At 70.3% G+C, this 15,379-nt stretch carries 16 protein-coding genes; 6 read left to right on the top strand and 10 right to left on the bottom strand.

All coding sequences use genetic code 11. The features are described 5' to 3' along the window. Positions 1-7 precede the first annotated feature (7 nt). Positions 8-1,069, bottom strand: a complete 1,062-nt coding sequence (locus AC069H_RS17855) for a hypothetical protein (RefSeq protein ID WP_478233044.1) — start codon at positions 1,067-1,069, stop codon at positions 8-10. 82 nt (positions 1,070-1,151) lie between these two features. After that, complete coding sequence (locus tag AC069H_RS17850; protein ID WP_478233043.1) at positions 1,152-2,108, bottom strand: zinc-dependent alcohol dehydrogenase family protein; 957 nt, start codon at positions 2,106-2,108, stop codon at positions 1,152-1,154. Between the two features lie 77 nt (positions 2,109-2,185). On the opposite strand from AC069H_RS17850, the gene AC069H_RS17845 reads away from it, so the two are divergent. Further along, on the top strand, positions 2,186-2,821 hold the full coding sequence (locus AC069H_RS17845) for a TetR/AcrR family transcriptional regulator (RefSeq protein ID WP_478230172.1): 636 nt from the start codon (positions 2,186-2,188) through the stop codon (positions 2,819-2,821). A 1-nt stretch (position 2,822) separates the two neighbouring features. On the opposite strand, the gene AC069H_RS17840 is transcribed toward AC069H_RS17845, so the two are convergent. Next, the gene (locus tag AC069H_RS17840) at positions 2,823-3,464 is read right to left on the bottom strand and encodes a TetR/AcrR family transcriptional regulator C-terminal domain-containing protein (RefSeq protein ID WP_478230171.1); all 642 of its coding nucleotides are present in this window, start codon (positions 3,462-3,464) and stop codon (positions 2,823-2,825) included. Between the two features lie 62 nt (positions 3,465-3,526). On the opposite strand from AC069H_RS17840, the gene AC069H_RS17835 reads away from it, so the two are divergent. Next, entirely contained in the window at positions 3,527-3,886 is a 360-nt protein-coding gene (locus tag AC069H_RS17835; protein ID WP_478233042.1) for a nitroreductase family deazaflavin-dependent oxidoreductase, read from the top strand. A gap of 93 nt (positions 3,887-3,979) precedes the next feature. After that, complete coding sequence (locus tag AC069H_RS17830) at positions 3,980-5,137, top strand: serine hydrolase domain-containing protein (protein ID WP_478230169.1); 1,158 nt, start codon at positions 3,980-3,982, stop codon at positions 5,135-5,137. Between the two features lie 278 nt (positions 5,138-5,415). Here AC069H_RS17830 and AC069H_RS17825 read toward each other — a convergent pair whose 3' ends face one another. Continuing rightward, positions 5,416-6,330 carry a LysR family transcriptional regulator gene (locus tag AC069H_RS17825; RefSeq protein ID WP_478230168.1) on the bottom strand — a complete coding sequence of 305 codons (915 nt, stop codon included), beginning with the start codon at positions 6,328-6,330 and terminating at the stop codon, positions 5,416-5,418. A 72-nt stretch (positions 6,331-6,402) separates the two neighbouring features. Between AC069H_RS17825 and AC069H_RS17820 the strand changes: the two genes are divergently transcribed. After that, a complete protein-coding gene (locus AC069H_RS17820) occupies positions 6,403-7,371 on the top strand; it encodes a DMT family transporter (RefSeq protein ID WP_478233041.1) in 969 nt (322 codons plus the stop codon). On the opposite strand, the gene AC069H_RS17815 is transcribed toward AC069H_RS17820, so the two are convergent. Further along, positions 7,285-7,746 carry a universal stress protein gene (locus tag AC069H_RS17815; protein ID WP_478233040.1) on the bottom strand — a complete coding sequence of 154 codons (462 nt, stop codon included), beginning with the start codon at positions 7,744-7,746 and terminating at the stop codon, positions 7,285-7,287. The genes AC069H_RS17820 and AC069H_RS17815 overlap by 87 nt on opposite strands. A 7-nt stretch (positions 7,747-7,753) precedes the next feature. Continuing rightward, positions 7,754-9,325, bottom strand: a complete 1,572-nt coding sequence (locus AC069H_RS17810; protein ID WP_478233039.1) for an MDR family MFS transporter — start codon at positions 9,323-9,325, stop codon at positions 7,754-7,756. A gap of 81 nt (positions 9,326-9,406) precedes the next feature. Between AC069H_RS17810 and AC069H_RS17805 the strand changes: the two genes are divergently transcribed. After that, entirely contained in the window at positions 9,407-9,988 is a 582-nt protein-coding gene (locus AC069H_RS17805; protein ID WP_478233038.1) for a TetR/AcrR family transcriptional regulator, read from the top strand. Between the two features lie 295 nt (positions 9,989-10,283). Here the strand turns inward: AC069H_RS17805 and AC069H_RS17800 are convergent, their stop codons facing one another. The 3 genes from AC069H_RS17800 to AC069H_RS17790 all read right to left on the bottom strand — a co-directional run bounded on the left by AC069H_RS17800 (position 10,284) and on the right by AC069H_RS17790 (position 14,062). Further along, entirely contained in the window at positions 10,284-10,949 is a 666-nt protein-coding gene (locus tag AC069H_RS17800) for a helix-turn-helix transcriptional regulator (protein ID WP_478233037.1), read from the bottom strand. 195 nt (positions 10,950-11,144) lie between these two features. After that, positions 11,145-11,792 (bottom strand): TetR/AcrR family transcriptional regulator, encoded by a 648-nt coding sequence (locus AC069H_RS17795; protein WP_478233036.1) that lies wholly within the window; start codon positions 11,790-11,792, stop codon positions 11,145-11,147. Then, positions 11,789-14,062, bottom strand: a complete 2,274-nt coding sequence (locus tag AC069H_RS17790; protein WP_478233035.1) for an ATP-binding protein — start codon at positions 14,060-14,062, stop codon at positions 11,789-11,791. Before AC069H_RS17790 ends, AC069H_RS17795 begins: the two co-directional genes overlap by 4 nt. A 93-nt stretch (positions 14,063-14,155) precedes the next feature. Between AC069H_RS17790 and AC069H_RS17785 the strand changes: the two genes are divergently transcribed. After that, positions 14,156-14,791, top strand: coding sequence for a helix-turn-helix transcriptional regulator (locus tag AC069H_RS17785; protein WP_478233034.1), 636 nt, complete (start codon positions 14,156-14,158; stop codon positions 14,789-14,791). Positions 14,792-14,797: 6 nt separating this feature from the next. On the opposite strand, the gene AC069H_RS17780 is transcribed toward AC069H_RS17785, so the two are convergent. Beyond that, positions 14,798-15,367, bottom strand: coding sequence for a helix-turn-helix transcriptional regulator (locus AC069H_RS17780; protein WP_478233251.1), 570 nt, complete (start codon positions 15,365-15,367; stop codon positions 14,798-14,800). Positions 15,368-15,379 lie beyond the last annotated feature (12 nt).

Here is a 15,379-nt window from a genome sequence, read left to right as displayed (position 1 = left end):
GGCGGCTTCACGAACGGTGCCAGGCGATCCCGCGATATGCGGAGCTGTCCGCCGCGAAGCCGTAGCCGATGATGACGGTGCCGCTCGCGTTGATGTGCTGGGCCATGATCGCCGTGATACCGCGAGGGGACGGGAGCGGGAAGGGTGTCGTGTCCGCGTCCCAGCACACCGGCCGCGTCGTTTCCCGGCTCTCGGACTCGCCGACGACGGTCCCGGCTTCGTCGATGTCGAAACACGTACTGGCGACGTCCGAAGGCAGGGGCCGGAGCACGGTGGGCCGTCCATCGCGATCCCAGCGCGCGCCGATGCCGCGCCGGTCCGGGGTCAGGCCCCAGCCGATCGCGACACCTCCTCCGGTGATCCGGACGACCTGTCCCGCGGAGAACTCCGGCCCCCCGGTCAGCAGGACGGTGCCTCCGTCACGGTTCCACACGACCCCGTCGCCGAGGATGGCGCCGGAGTCGGTGATCCCGCACGCCGTCGCGCGGCGGGGCGGGGGCAGTGTGCTGATCTTCCCCGACGACGACCAGCGCACCGCGGTGCGGACGCCCGAGCTGTTTTTGGCCGATCCGACGACTTCGTCCAGCCCGTTCAGGTCCTCCCCCTGCGTCTCGCCGTCCCCGGGCAGGGCGGCGAGTTCGACGGTTTCCCCGCCCGGTTCCCAGCGCAGTGCCCGCCAGCGATAGCCCGGCCACATGGCGTTCCCCAATATCGACCCGCGTGCGTTCACCCGGCACGCCGTGCCGGAGACCGCCCCGTCGGGGAGTTCGAGCGCGCGCACCCGGCCGTCGGGCCGCCAGCACACGGGCCGGAGTTGCTCTCCGGCGAGGAGCGAACCCGCGATGACCCCCGCGGCGTTGACGCTGACCGCGCGTCCGCCGGAACAGCCGTCGAGGATCGGCAACGGCGTGGGATCCTCGTCGCGGTCCCAGCGCACCGGCCGCGACCCCGACTCGCCCACGATCACCCCGGCGTCGTTCACGCAGTAGGCGCCGGTGCTTTCGCCGTCCGAGAGCGGCCGCAAGCCGACCGCAGTGAATCCAGGTCCTTCGGGTATCGGATCGGGCACGAGTGGGCAGCCTAGTGCGACGGCGCACGCGATGGGGAAACTTGCACTGACCGGGTGACACGGCACTCCACAATGGACCGGTCTACGGGGTCAGGACGATCCTGCCGAACACGTCGCCGTCGTCCATCTTCCGATGCGCCAGAACGGCTTTCTCCAGCGGCAGCACCTCGTGCACCACCGCGCGCAGTTCGCCGCGCGCCGCCGCGCCGAAGTGTTCCGTGCTCACCGCCCGCCGGTCCGGCTCGGGGATCGAGTCCGCGCTGAAGGCCGCGAACGACAGGGACTTCCGGAAGGTCGCCATCAGCTTCGCGCCGAAGTCCGCCGGGGGCATGCCCGCGACGACGCCGACGACGACCATGCGGCCGTTCGGATTCATCCGGTCGAAGAAGGATGGCATGTCCACACCGGACACGATGTCGATGATGACGTCGTAACCGGCCGGCCCGTCCCCTTCGCCGGACCGGTCGAGGACGTGGGTCGCCCCCAGCTCGCGCAGGCGGTCGCCGCGTTCGGCCGAGGACGTCGTGACCGCCACGGCGCTCGCGCCACCGTGTGCCGCGAGCTGCGCCGCCATGATCCCGATGCTGCCCGCCGCACCGCGCACCAGCACCGACTCGCCCGCCGTGAAATGGGCGCGGGCGAGAGCGAAATGCGCCACCATGCCGGAAGTCCCGACGGCCACCGCGTCGGCGGCCGGCAGGTTCTCGGGAAGGGGGACGATCTTCTCCGCCGGGACGGCCGCTTGTTCGACGTAGCCGCCGCCCTCGCCGGTGAACGCCCATACGCGCCGCCCGGCCCAGGCCGGATCGACGCCGCCGCCGACCGCCGTGACGGTACCGGCCACCTCGTTGCCGGGGACGAATCCTTCCTGGAAACCGAAACCGGCGAGAGCGCCGCTGCGGATCACGGTGTCGACGCCGCCGACACCGATCGCTTCCACGCCGATCAGCACTTCTCCCTCGGTGGGAACGGGGGAGGGGACGTCGATCACGGCGAGGCCCTCGGGGGCGCCGAACGTCCGGATCTCGACTGCGCGCATTTCGTCTCCTGGTCGTTGATCACTGGTCCGGCGGACGTTAACGGACGCACCCGTCCGTTTTGGCTAAAGTGAGAGCGGTGACCGATCATTTGTCTCGGATCCCGCGCTCCGACGCCGTGGACAACCGCGAACGCATCCTCGAAGCCGCTCGCGTGCTGTTCGCCACCGAGGGCCTGAACGTGCCGCTGCGGGAGGTCGCGCGCCGCGCCGAAGTCGGCCCCGCCACGCTGTACCGCCACTTCCCGACCAAGGAGATCCTGGCGACGGAGGCGTTCGCCGAGCAGATGCGCACCTGTCACGCCGTCGTCGACGAGGGGCTCGCCGATCCGGATCCATGGCGCGGCTTCTGTTCCGTGATCGAGAAGATCTGCGAGGTGCATTCACGCGACCGGGGCTTCACGGCCGCTTTCGTCTCGGCCTTTCCCAAGGCGGTGGACTTCACCGCGGATCGCGACTACGCGCTCAAGGCGATCGCCGAGCTGGCGGGCCGGGCCAAGGACGCCGGGAAACTGCGCCCCGACTTCGTCCTCGACGACCTGATCCTCATGCTCATGGCCAACAACGGGATCCAGGCCGCTTCGGCGGCCGCGCAGGTGGCGGCGTCCCGCCGGTTCGCCGCGCTCGTGATCCAGGCATTCCGGGCCGTGCCGGAACGGTCGCCGCTGCCGCCAGTGGCGCGGTTGGCCCTCGCGCTGCCGGGAGTGGGCCGCTGAGTCATTTCCTGCGAGCTTCGAGGCCTTCCAGGATGAGGTCGAGGCCGTAGGCGAATTCCTTCGTGTGGTCGTGACCCGGCCGCTGGGCGTGCTCGGTGATCACCTCGGCCAGATAAGGGAACTCGTCACGCGGCAGGGTGTCGAGGATGTCGTCCGCGACCCCCGGGACGTCTTCGCTCAGCGGGAGGTTCGACTCCTGCAGTACGAATCCGCCGATGTAGCTGTCGATGAGCGAGACGGCATGCACCGCCATCGGCAGCGTGAATCCCGCTCGCCGAAGGACGCCGAGGACGGCGTCGTGGTGGCGGAGCGTCGCCGGCCCCGGATTCCGGCGGGAGTCCATGAGGCCCAGCGCCCAGCTGTGCCGCGACAGGACCTCGCGTGCGGACGAAGCACGCGCGCGGATCGCGTCACGCCAATCGGCGATTTCGGTGCCGGGCAGCTCGATCGCCGCGAACACCGCGTCGACGACGCCGTCGAGGATCGCGTCCTTGTTCGGCACGTGGTGGTACAGAGACATGGCCTCCACGCCCAGGTGCTGCGCGACCCGGCGCATCGTCATCGCTTCCACGCCACCGCGATCGGCGACTTCGATCGCGGCCTTCAGTACGCGGTCCCTGGTGAGTGATCGGCGAGGCGGCACATTGACAACCTTACAGGTGTAAGTCAACCTTACGAGTGTAAGGCCATCGAGAGGAGAGTCCGATGCCGATGCCGAGATGGTGGGGCCACGTCACCAAGCGGGTGTTCAACCCCCGTGCGATCGCCGCGGGGAAGTACCCGGTGCTGATCCACGTCGGCCGCACCTCGGGAAAGACCCGCCACACGCCGCTCGACGCGCATCCCGTCGACGGCGGCTACCTGTTCGTCCCGGTGTACGGCCCGCAGGCGGACTGGGTGCGCAACATCATGGCCGCGGGGCAAGCGCGGCTTCGGATCGACGGGCGGGAAGTGGACCTCACCGGTCCGCGGCTCGTCGGGGCGGACGAATTCCCCGACGGCATGACCCGCCCGTCGAAACTGCTTCGCGTCACCGAATTTCTCCGGATGGACCTGAAACCCTGAGACGCCCCCTGTTCGCGGCTAGTACCAGGGAGGTATGCGGCATCGTTCTTCAAGCCGATGCCCGATGCACCGTCGCTTCGTAGTTTTGCCGGTATGAAACGAACTTCAGTGGTCATCGCCGCGATTTGCGCGGCAACGCTCGTTTCCCCGGCCGTCGCGTCCGCGACGCCACCGCTGCAGCGGACACTGCAGCGCGACGCCGACACACTCGTGGCGAACGGTTCACCCGGCGCGCTCGTGGAGGTCAGTACGGCCAGGGGCAGCGTCAAGGTGCGCAGCGGCCACGGCGATCTGCGGACCCGGACACCGGTGCCGTGGGACGGGCATTTCCGGATCGCGAGTTTCAGCAAGACGTTCCTGTCCGCGACGATGCTCCAGCTCGTCGGAGAGGGACGGCTTTCCTTGGGGGACACCGTGGATCGGTGGCTGCCGGGGGTGGTGAGCGGGAACGGCAACGACGGCAACGCCATCACCGTCCGGCAGTTGCTGCAGCACACCAGCGGGCTGCACGACTACATGGCGGAACTCGATCTCTTCACCGAGAAGGGCTTTCTGCGTCACCGGTTCGACGAGCTCAGCGCATCCGACGCGGTGAAGCTGGCGGTCGGCAAGCCGCCGGAGTTCGCACCCGGGACGAGCTGGGGCTACTCCAACACCAACTACGTGCTCGCCGGGATGATCACCGAGAAGGTGACCGGCCGGGACTGGCAGCAGGAGATCATCGACCGGATCGTCCGCCCGCTGAACCTGCGCGAGACCACCCTGCCGTACACGTCGCCGTTCATCCCGGCTCCGCACGCGCGAGGGTACGACCGGTTCGTCGTCGAGGGCTCGAATCCGCCGCGGCTCGGACGGCGGGTGGACGTGACCCTGATGAATCCGTCGATGGGCGGGGGAGCGGACGGATCGATCAACAGCACCACCGAGGACGGCAACAAGTTCCTCCGGGCACTGCTGGGCGGCAGGGTGCTCCCGCCGTCGATGCTGGCGGAGATGAAGAAGACCGTGCCCGCGCCGGGTCTTGGCGCGTACGGGCTCGGCCTGGTGAAGTCGACCGTTTCCTGCGGTGACTACTGGGGCCACGGCGGCGCGCTGCCCGGCTACCTGACGGGCAACGGCGTGACCGAGGACGGCAAGCGCAGCGTGATGGTTTCGCTGAACACGCTCACGCCGTACCACCCCGGTGCCGAACCGCCGGCGGGGAACCCGCTGGATCCGGTGATCGACCACGCCCTCTGCGGTCGCGGCTGATCCTCACTCCCGAGTACATGAAGGCCCCCATCCCTCGGGCAGAAGGTAGCGAAGGCCTCCTTGCCTACCTTGAGGGTAGGGAAGGGGGCCTTCACGGACTCGGTAATCGTCACGTTCGCCCCACATGCACCAGCAATCACAGCAGAAGCGCGTGAAGGCCCCTTCCCTCGGCTCAGCCGGGGAAACTCGACCTTCACACCTTGCCGAGTACATGAAGGCCCCCTTCCTTGCGCCTAGGTACAGGAAGGAGGCCTTCATGTACCGGGCCGTACTGCCGCTCATGAGCCCCAAGATCTCGCGGCCTCCACCAGGGCCGTGACGCACTCCGCGACAGCGGGCCGCGTTTCCCCCTGCGGCTGCACCGCGTAGAGCTGCCGATGCAGGACCGGTTCGAGCGGGGCGCACACCACGGTCGGCGGCGCGATCGTGGTGGCCATGCCCGGCACCAGCGTGACGGCGCCGAGCCCGGCGACGACGGCGAACTGGGTGCCGAACCCGCTGACCGTATGCCGCACGATCGGTTCGATCCCGCGTTCACGCAGCGTCTGGCGGATCCAGGCGTTCGCCAGCGTCGGCCGGGCCCAGGCGACCCAGATCTCGTCCGCGAGGTCTTCGGCGCGGACCGAATCCGCGCCGGCCAGCGGATGCCCGGCCGGGAGCACGATCATCGCCGAGTCGTCGCGCAGTCCGGTCCAGCGGGTCGCGGGCGGGCGGGTGAGCGGCAGGTTCTCCCAGCTCTCGACGACCACGACGTCGAAGACACCGTCGGCCAGCGCGGGAAGGGCGACTTCGGGTTCGACCTCGTGCAGCCGCGCCTCGATGCCGGGGTGGCGGACGGCGAGGCCGGTGAGCGCCGGCGCGATGAACGTGTGCACCCCGGAGGGGATGGCGCCGATCTCGACCACACCGGTCGTCTCCCCGGTGAGGGAGTCCAGATCCGCGCGGGCGGCGCGGAGTTCGGCGAGCACGCGGTCCGAGCGCTGCGCCAGCAGCAGCCCCGCCGGGGTGAGCCGCACGCCGCGCCCGTGCCGGACGAGGAGCCCGGTGCCTGCCTCCCGCTCCAGTTTGGTCAGCTGCTGGGAGATCGCCGACGGCGTCACGTGCAGCAGCTCGGCCGCCGCGGCGAGCGATCCCCGCCGCCACACCGCGTGCAGCATCCGCAGCCGTTCCACATTGGACAGATCGCCACTCATTAGCCGAGCTTAACCATCGGGGTAAGAGGATCTCGCTGGTCCTGCCCGCCGCCGTGCGATCGAATCGAAGGCATGCGGCACACCGGATTCTTCGTCGATCCGAGGACACAGGGAGTCCTCGGCGCGCTCGCGATCGCCCTGTCCGCCCCGCTCGTCGCCCTGTCCGGGGTCAGCTCGACGACGGCGACGTTCTTCCGCTGCCTGTTCGCGTTGCCGATCCTGGTGATCTTGGCGCGTTCCAGGGAGCGGGGGCACCGTCCCACCCCGGCCGCACGCCGGCGCCACGTGCTCGCCGGTGTCCTGCTCGGCGTCGACATGGTGCTGTGGAGCGAGGCGATCCTCTCCGTCGGCGCGGGCGTCGCCACGGCGCTGGTCAACGTCCAGGTCGTCCTCGTCCCCCTGGCCGGTCTGCTGTGGTTCGGCGAGCGGCCGTCGCGGGCGTTCTGGCTGTCCATTCCGGTGATGCTGGCGGGGACCGCGCTGGCCGGTGGGCTGGCGGACGGCGGTGCCGCGGGCAGCGATCCCTGGTACGGCACCGTCATGGCGGTGCTGGCGGGAGTCGCCTACGCCGGTTACCTGATCCTGTTGCGCCGCGCCGGATCCGACGGCGGCGGGCGCACGGCGATGCTCGCCACCGCGACCGCGGCGTCGGCGAGCGTTGGCGGGCTTTCGGGTCTGCTCGCCGGAAACCTCGACGTCACGCCGCCGGCTTGGGCGTTGCTGTGGCTGTTCGTGCTGGCCGTGACCGGTCAGGTGCTCGGCTGGCTCCTGATCGGGAAGGCCCTGTCCGCCCTGCCCGCGAGCAGCGGGTCCGCCGTGCTGATGCTGCAACCCGCCGCCGCGATCCTGTTCGGTGCCGCCCTGCTCGGCCAGTGGCCGACCCCGCTGCAACTGGCGGGTTGCGCGTTCGTCGTCGCCGCGGTGGGCGCCGTCTCGTTCCTCGGCGGCCGGTCGTCAGGGAACCACCAGCACCGGCCAGTGCCCGGTCCTGATGAGCTTGGTCGCGACCGACCCCGCGAACCGGTGACCGGCCTTCTGTGAAGCGCCGACCACGACGGTGTCGACCTGGCTGCGGTCGGCGGTGTCGCGGAGCGCGGTGTACGGATCGCCGAAGGTCTTCAGGAAGCTGACCGGCACTTCCAGCTCTTCGGCCGCCGTGCGGATCTGCTCGCGGATCTCTTCGTAGAGCCGCACTGCCGTGTCGTGTTCCACCGTCGCCGCGATTGCGGGACCGAGCGCCGGACGGCAGACGAAGGCGACGATCAGCCTGCCGCCCTCGCGCCGGGCCATGCCGAAGGCGAAGGCGGCCGCCCGCATCGCCGTGTCGGAGCCGTCGACCCCGGCCAGGATGGCCCGCCCCGTGTGGTGCCGGGGCGGGCCGAAACGCTCCACAGTGGACTCGAAGGCCCCGTTCATCGCGCGCCTACCTGACGACCGCGTCGGACGCCGGGGCTGCCGTCTCCACGTCGAGCGTGGTGCGCAGGGTGAGCGGCTTGAGCAGCAGTGCCGCGATCACGCCCACGACACCCACCGCCGCGGAGATCAGGAAGATGTGCGCGGTCGCGTCGCCGTACACGTTGTGCACGATCGTCTGGACCTCCGGCGGCAGCGCCTTGAGGTTCAGCGCGCTGACGCTGCCCGTCGACGCCTGGCCCGCCGGTACGGGCAGCGCGGTGGACAGGTCGGCGGTGACCCGGTTCGCGAGCACCGCGCCCAGCACCGAGACGCCGATGGTGCCGCCGAGCGACCGGAAGAACGTGACCGAAGCGCTGGCCGCGCCCAGATCCCGCAGCGGCACGGTGTTCTGCACGGCGAGGACGAGGTTCTGCATCGTCATGCCGACACCTACGCCGACGATCGCCATCGCGACGCCGACCAGCCACAGCGGCGAGGCGTGGTCGACGGTGCCCAGCCCGAGGAAGCCGATCACCAGGGTGATCGTGCCCGCCACGATGTACGGCTTCATCCGTCCGGTGCGGCTGATCAGGCGCCCGGACACGGTCGACGAGACGAGCACGCCGCCCATCAGCGGAATGGTCAGCAGACCGGCTTCGGTGGGGGAGTAGCCGCGGCCGACCTGGAAGTACTGGCCGAGGAACACCGCGCCGCCGAACATCGCCATCCCGACCGCGAGGCTCGCGATGATCGCCAGCGCGGGGGTGCGCCGGGTGATGATGTGCAACGGGACGACCGGTTCACGGACCTTTCGCTCCACCAGCACGGCGAAGGCGAGGAGGACGACGCCGCCCGCCACCATCACGGCCGTCTGCCAGGACAGCCAGTCGAAGCCGTTGCCGACGAACGAGACCCAGATCAGCAGGACACTCACGCCCGCCGCGATCAGACCCGCGCCGAGGTAGTCCACCTGGACGCCTTCCCGGCGCACGGTCTCCAGCTTCAGGGTCCGCTGCAGCACGATGAACGCCGCCACCGCGATCGGCACGCCGACGAAGAAGCACCAGCGCCAGCCGAGCCACGGCACGTCCACGATCAGGCCGCCGAGCAGCGGCCCCCCGACGGTGGCGACCGCCATGACCGCGCCGAGGTAACCGTTGTAGCGGCCGCGTTCCCGCGGCGGGATGATCGCCGCGATCACGACCTGGACCAGCGCCTGCAGGCCGCCGACGCCGATGCCCTGGAACGCCCGGGCGGAGATCAGCTGCCCGGTGTTCTCGCTGAACCCGCTGATCGTCGAACCGATCACGAAGATCACGATCGCGATCTGCACCAGCGTCTTCTTGTTGAACAGATCGGCGAGTTTGCCCCAGATCGGGGTGGTGGCCGTCGCCGCCAGCAGGGTGGCCGTGACCACCCACGTGTACTGCGTCTGCGTGCCGTTCAGCGAGCCGATGATCAACGGCAGGGCGGTCGACACGACCGTCGAGCTGATCATCGCCACGAGCAGCGCGAGCAGCAGACCGGACAGCGATTCGAGCACCTGGCGGTGTCCCATCGCCCCTGACGGTGCCTCCGCCGTCGTTCCCTCGGTCTTCATGGCGTCCTTTCGAGCGGCAGTTGTTGCTCATTGTGCAAACTTGCACAGTGAGAACTTTATTCCCCTCGCTACGCTGTCCTGGTGGACACCCTCGACACGCTGCGCACCCGCAAGAAGGCGGCGACGCGGCAATCGCTGCACGAGGCCGCGCTCCGGCTGGCGATGGAGCACGGGCTGGACGGCGTGACCGTCGAGGACATCGCCGACGCGGTGGGCGTCTCCCGGCGGACGTTCTCGAACTACTTCGCGAACAAAGAGGACGCGATCCTGCACGCCGACCGCGAGCGCACCGGGCTGCTGGTGTCGCTGGTCGAGGGCAGGCCGCCGGGCGAGAAGCCCTGGCAGGCGCTGCGGGCGGCGTGCCGGGAGCTGTACCGGGCGCACCCCGTCCCCGACCGTGAATGGGTGGCGCAGCTACGCCTGCTGCGGCGGCATCCGTCGCTGCTCGCGCGGCAGGCGGGCGATCAGTTCGCTCTCGAACGCGACCTGATCGCGGTGCTGCTCGCCAGGGGGCACGGCCTCGATCAGGAGCTGGCCCGGCTCACCGCGGCGACCTTCCTTGCCACGTTGCGGACAGGGAACGTGCTGTGGCTGGAAGGTCCGGAGGAGCAGCCGCTTCCCGAGCTGGTCGACCGGTTGCTGGGCCGCGTTCGGCTCCGGTGACCGAGGGCGTAGGCCGTCGTCAACCTCGTGAGTGGTAAGGACGGTTAGAGCCAACGGTGTCTTGCGTACCTACCGGAGGTGGCTGCCGGTCGATCGCGGGTCCGTGAAGGCCTCCTTCCCTACGCTCAAGGTAGGGAAGGAGGCCTTCACGGACACCAGAACGCCGGCAACGGCACGTTCAGGCTGGTCCAGGTCCCCTCGTGAGTGGTAAGGACGGTTCTAACCGTCCTTACCACTCACGAGGAGGTCAGGCAGCGGCTCCCATTTCCGCAGCGTCCGGCCCTTCGGCAGGCGATCAGATCGAGCCGGTGCGCAACGCGAAGGCGACGGCGTGCGTGCGGTTGTGCAGGCCGTATCGAGACATCACCCGGTGGAGGACGTTCTTCACGGTGCTCTCCGAATAGGCGAGTTTGGTCGCGATATCTTCCGTGCCATGGCCGTCGGCCAGCAGGCGGAGGACTTCTCGTTCCCGGTCGGACAGGCCGGACAACGCGAGGCCGTTGGGTACCAGCAGGTCTTCCTGGATCCGTTCGAGCTGGGAGAGCAGGCTGCCCTGCAGGCGCGGCGGCAGCACGCCCGCGCCCTGGCTGACCGCGAGGATCGTCCGCACCAGGTGCTCGCCGTCGAGTTCGCGCCGCGGCAGCAACGCGGCCATACCGCATTCGATCGCCGTCATCAGCACCTGGACCGGGAAATGGTCGGTGACGATCACGCATCTCGGTGGCGTGGCGAGTGACGACGCGGCGCGAACCTGACGGAGGAACGTGAAAACCCTGTCGCCGATCGAATCCCCGACCGTCACGATGACTTCGGCGGGCCCGAGGTCGGTGCCGGGCAGCACGTCCAGCCGATCGTCGGCGCCGAGGATGCTCGTCGTGCCGAGCCCGGCCAGCAGATCGGGGGCGTACACGGCGACTCTGACGCGATCGGTCGTCCTGCTGATCTTCTCCCCGTGAATCATGGCGAAGTCCCCATCCGAAGCGCTCGGAAACCCTGAAGCGGCCAGGCCGGTCGGCGTCGTTAATAGCTCTTGCGTTGATTAGAAGCTATAACCTTACAACGTTGTATGTCAACAGCGGCGGCCGCGTCGTCACAGGGCAAGACGCCCGGCAGGCGGGAAAGGTTCACTGCGAAGGTGATCGGGCCAGGCGCTGTGTCACCGGGAGGTGAGGTCGTTCAGTTCGTCCGCGATCAACAGGTCGGGGTCGAACTTCATACCGGCGAAGTGGCCGGCGAGTTCGAGCGAGAGCACGCCGTGCAGGCGGGTCCAGAACGAGAGCGCGCGGTGCAGCGCCGAGGACGGGGCCGGATCGTCGCCCGCCCAGTCGCGATGGCCGTCCAGATGTTCGTCGAACGGGGTTTCCGGCTTGTCCACGGTGATCGCGCGGCACGCTTCGAGCAGCACGGCCATGACCTCGCTCGAGATGGCGGTGGTGTCCTCGGGCGCACGGTAGCCGGGAACGGGCGTGCCGTAGATGAGGAAGTAGCGCTGCGGGTCGCTCCGGGCCCAGTCCCGGATGGTGACGGCGAGCCCGGCCAGATCGGCGCCGCCGTCGAACGCCGCGCGAACGGTGTCGGCGAGGCTCCGGTACGCGTCGCGGATGAGCGCGGTGACGAGATCGTCGCGGCTGGCGAAGTACCGGTACAGGGCGGGACCGCTCATCCCGACCTGTTTGGCGATCGCGTTGAGCGACAGCGCGGGCACCCCGGCGGCGGCGATCTGTTCCCACGCGTGCTGCTTGATCTCCGCGCGCACCTGGTCGCGATAGCGCTCCCGCGGGCTCTGCCCGTCCGCGTCCGTCATCGGCCCTCCCGCTCTGTCGGTCCGAAGCTTAGTCGGCGCTCCGCGGGCAGGAGCGCCAGTTCGGCCGAAGCCTGCTCGCGCAACGCGCCGGACGACGGCCCGGCGGAGAGGTCCATGGCCAGGGTGAGGCACTCCCTGGCTTCCTCGAAGGCACCGGCCTCCCGCCAGGCCCGCCCCTCACGGAAGGCGCAGGTCGCCTCCAAGGCGTCGAAACCGCCTTCCCAGGCGAGCCATCGGCCGGTGCGGTAGTGGCCCGCCGCCTCCCGCCATTCGGCGAGATCGCCGAGCACGTCGCCGATGGCGCGCAGGGTCAGGGCCTTCAGCAGCCGATGGAAACCGGGGTACGTCTCGCCCGCCAGCCGCTCGGCATCGGAAAGCACGGCCCGGTGCACGGCGAGCGCTTCGGAATGCCGTCCGGCGTTGAGCAGCGCGCGCCCGTAGAGGTTTCGTGCCGTGGTTTGCCCGTCCCAGAACGGGAGTTCGCGCGCCAGCTCGTACCCGCGCTTCGCGAACTCGAACGCTTCATCGTCTCTTCCGGTCAACCGCAGCACCTGGCCGAGATAGATGGACGCCCAGGTCCGCTCGACGCGGTCGCCGATCCCGGCGGCGATGTCCAGCGCGCGGCGGTGCGCCGCCACAGCGCCCTCGTCGTCGCCGAGACAGACGCTGGCGGCCCAGCCGACGAAGTTGAGCAGCTTCGCCTCGGCCCCGGCGTCGCCGAGCGCGTTCGCCGCGGCCGCGCCGAGCGAGAAGATCTCCCACCACGGCCGCTGGGCACTCCGCCCGTCGGAGTACCAGTGCAACGCGACGGCGAGGTCCCTGACCTCCCGATGCATACCCTTCCGTGCCGCCACGCGGTGCGCGGCGACCCAGTTCCCGCCTTCGACGTCCAGCCAGTGGGCGCTCTCTTCCCGTGAGCCGAACCGGCCGGTCTCCGGCGCCTTGGGGTAGAACAGCCTGGCCGCCTCCGCCGCCTTGCCGAGCAGATGGGCGAGCACGGTGTCCCGTGCGGCCGGGTCTTCCTCCGCCTCGAACCGTTCCTCGGCGAACAGGCGGATCAGGTCGTGGAACTGATGCCGCTCCGGTTCCGCCGTGGTCTGCAGGAGGCTGGCGTCGACGAGTTCGTCGAGCTGGTCGCGGACGTCGGCGGGCGACGCGCCGGAGCCGACGGCCGCGAGTTCGAGACCGAAGTCGGCGCCGGGCACGGTCGCCAGCAACCGGAACAGCCGCCGAGCCTCGGGCGAGACCGCGCGGTAGGACAGGTCGAAAGCCGAGCGCAGCCGCAGATCGCCCGCCGCGAGCGCGCGCAGCCGGGTGCTTTCGTCGCGCAGCCGCTCGGCGAGCTGGGCCAGGGACCACTGCGGCCGGGTGGCGAGCCGGTTGCCCGCGATCCTGAGCGCGAGCGGCAGATACCCGCACAGCTCGGCGAGTTCGCGTGCCGCGGCGGGCTCCGCCCGCACCCGGTCGGCGCCGACGATCTTGGCGAGCAGGCCGGTCGCGCCGTCGTCCGAAAGCGCTTCGAGCCCGAGCCACCGGGCGCCTTCGAGCCCGGCGAGCGTCCGGCGGCAGGTGATCAGGGTGAGGGAGCAGGGCCCGGTGACCAGCAGTGGCCGGATCTGCGCTTCGTCGGCCGCGTTGTCGAGCAGCAGCAGGACTTTGCGGCCTTCGAGCAGCATCCGCAGCAACGCCGACCGTTCGGCTTCGGAGGCGGGCACCTGCCCCGGCGCGACGTCCAGCGCGCGCAGCAGCCGGTCGAGCGCGGTCCCGGCGCTCAGCGGTCGTTCGTCCATCCCGCGCAGGTCCACCGCGTAGCCCCCGTCCGGGAACTCCGCGCGCCACAGATCCGCGGCGGTCACCGCGAGCGCGGTCTTCCCGACCCCGGCCTGCCCGACGATCGCGACCACGCCACCACCTTCGGCGACCTTCGCGGACAGCTGCTCCAGCTCGCTTTCGCGGCCGGACAGATCCGCGGTGGGCGCGGGCAGCGCGCACGTCGCCGCGGCCTGGGCGGCCAGCGCCGGATTCCGGCGACGTCCCTGTTTGGCGACGGTCAGGAAGAACTCCCGGTCGCCGCCGGTCAGGCCGAGCGCGTCGGCCAGCACCTCGGCGGAGCGTTGCTGGGCGGCTCGCGCGCGGCCGCGCTCCAGCTCGCGGAGGGCACGGACACTGATGCCGGAGGCCTCGGCCAGGCGCCCCTGTGTCCACCCCGCGGCCCGCCGGTGTTCGAGCAGGAGCTTGCCGAACACCGACCGCTTTTCGTTCGCCTCCACCGCGGCCCATTCAACCGGCAGGCTTCCGATGACGAAAAGCTGCCCCCTGCTTCCGCTTGTCCGGCCTTCTCGCGGGCCGGTTACCTGGAAGGCATGTCGACGATCATGACGACGCCCGTCCGCCCGGTCGTGCGGACCGAGGAGATCCGGGTCGCCGTGCACGCCGCCGATCCGCTGGTGCGGGCGGGGCTGCGCAGCGTGCTCGGCGACGGGCCCGGCATCAGCTTGCGCGAAGACCCGGCGCGGGCCGACGTCCTCGTCGCCGTCGCGGGGAACGACCCGCGGCGTATCCCGGCCGGGTCCGCGCGGCTGGTCCTGGTGGCCGATGAGCCCAACCAGGCCGAACTGTGGGCCGCGGTGGAACGCGGGCTCGCCGTCGTCGTCGCGCGCTCCGAGGCGACGCCGGGGCGGCTGCTGCGCGCGGTCGCCGACGCCCACGCCGGCCGGGGCGATCTTCCCGCCGATCAGCTCGGCAGCCTGCTCCGCGGGATTTCGCGGCTGCACAAGGAAGTCCTCGAGCCCCACGAGCTCACGCTCAGCGGTCTGTCGCCGCGCGAGACCGAAGTGCTCCGGCTGCTCGCGGAAGGATTCGACACCGCCGAGATCGCCCGGCGGGTGGCCTACTCCGACCGGACCGTGAAGAACATCCTGCACGGCCTGCTCAGCCGGTTCAATCTGCGCAACCGCACCCATGTCGTGGCGTACGCGCTGCGCGAGGGTCTCATCTGAGCGTCTTCAGATGACCCCTTCCCTGATCGCGTAGGCCACCGCGTGCGACCGGTTCCGCAGCCGTAGCCGGTCGGTGACGGCGTAGATGACGTTCTTGACCGTTCGCTCCGAATAGGCGAGTTCGGTGGCGATCTCCTGCGTGTCGAGCCCGTCGGCCATCAGGCGGAGGACATCGATCTCCCGTAAGGAGAGCGCCGCCCCGGCGGGCCCGTTCGGCGCGAGCATCTCCCGGTGCAGCCGCTCGGCGTGTTCGGCCAGCCTGCCGAGCAGCTCCCGCGGTGGGCCCACGGCGCCCGACGCGGCGACACGGACGCTGTCGGCCACCCGGGAGTCGGTCATCGCCGACCTCGGCAGGATGGCGACCACCCGGCACGCCACCGCCACCGCGAGACCTCCCTCCTCGATCCGGTCGGTCACCAGCACGATCGGCTTGCCGAATTCGGCGGTGGCCGCACGCAACGCGGTGACCGCGTCGCCGGAAAGCCGGTCGAACGCGGCGACGACGACATCGGTTTCGTCCCGTGCCCGGTCTGCGGCCACCTGCACGGACGGGCGCGCTTCGAGAAGGTCGACCATTCCGGCCTTCGT

The sequence above is a fragment of the Amycolatopsis sp. NPDC043887 genome (assembly GCF_056435665.1).
The sequence above is the reverse complement of the archived record's forward strand: the minus strand, read 5'-3'. Positions and strand labels throughout refer to the sequence as shown.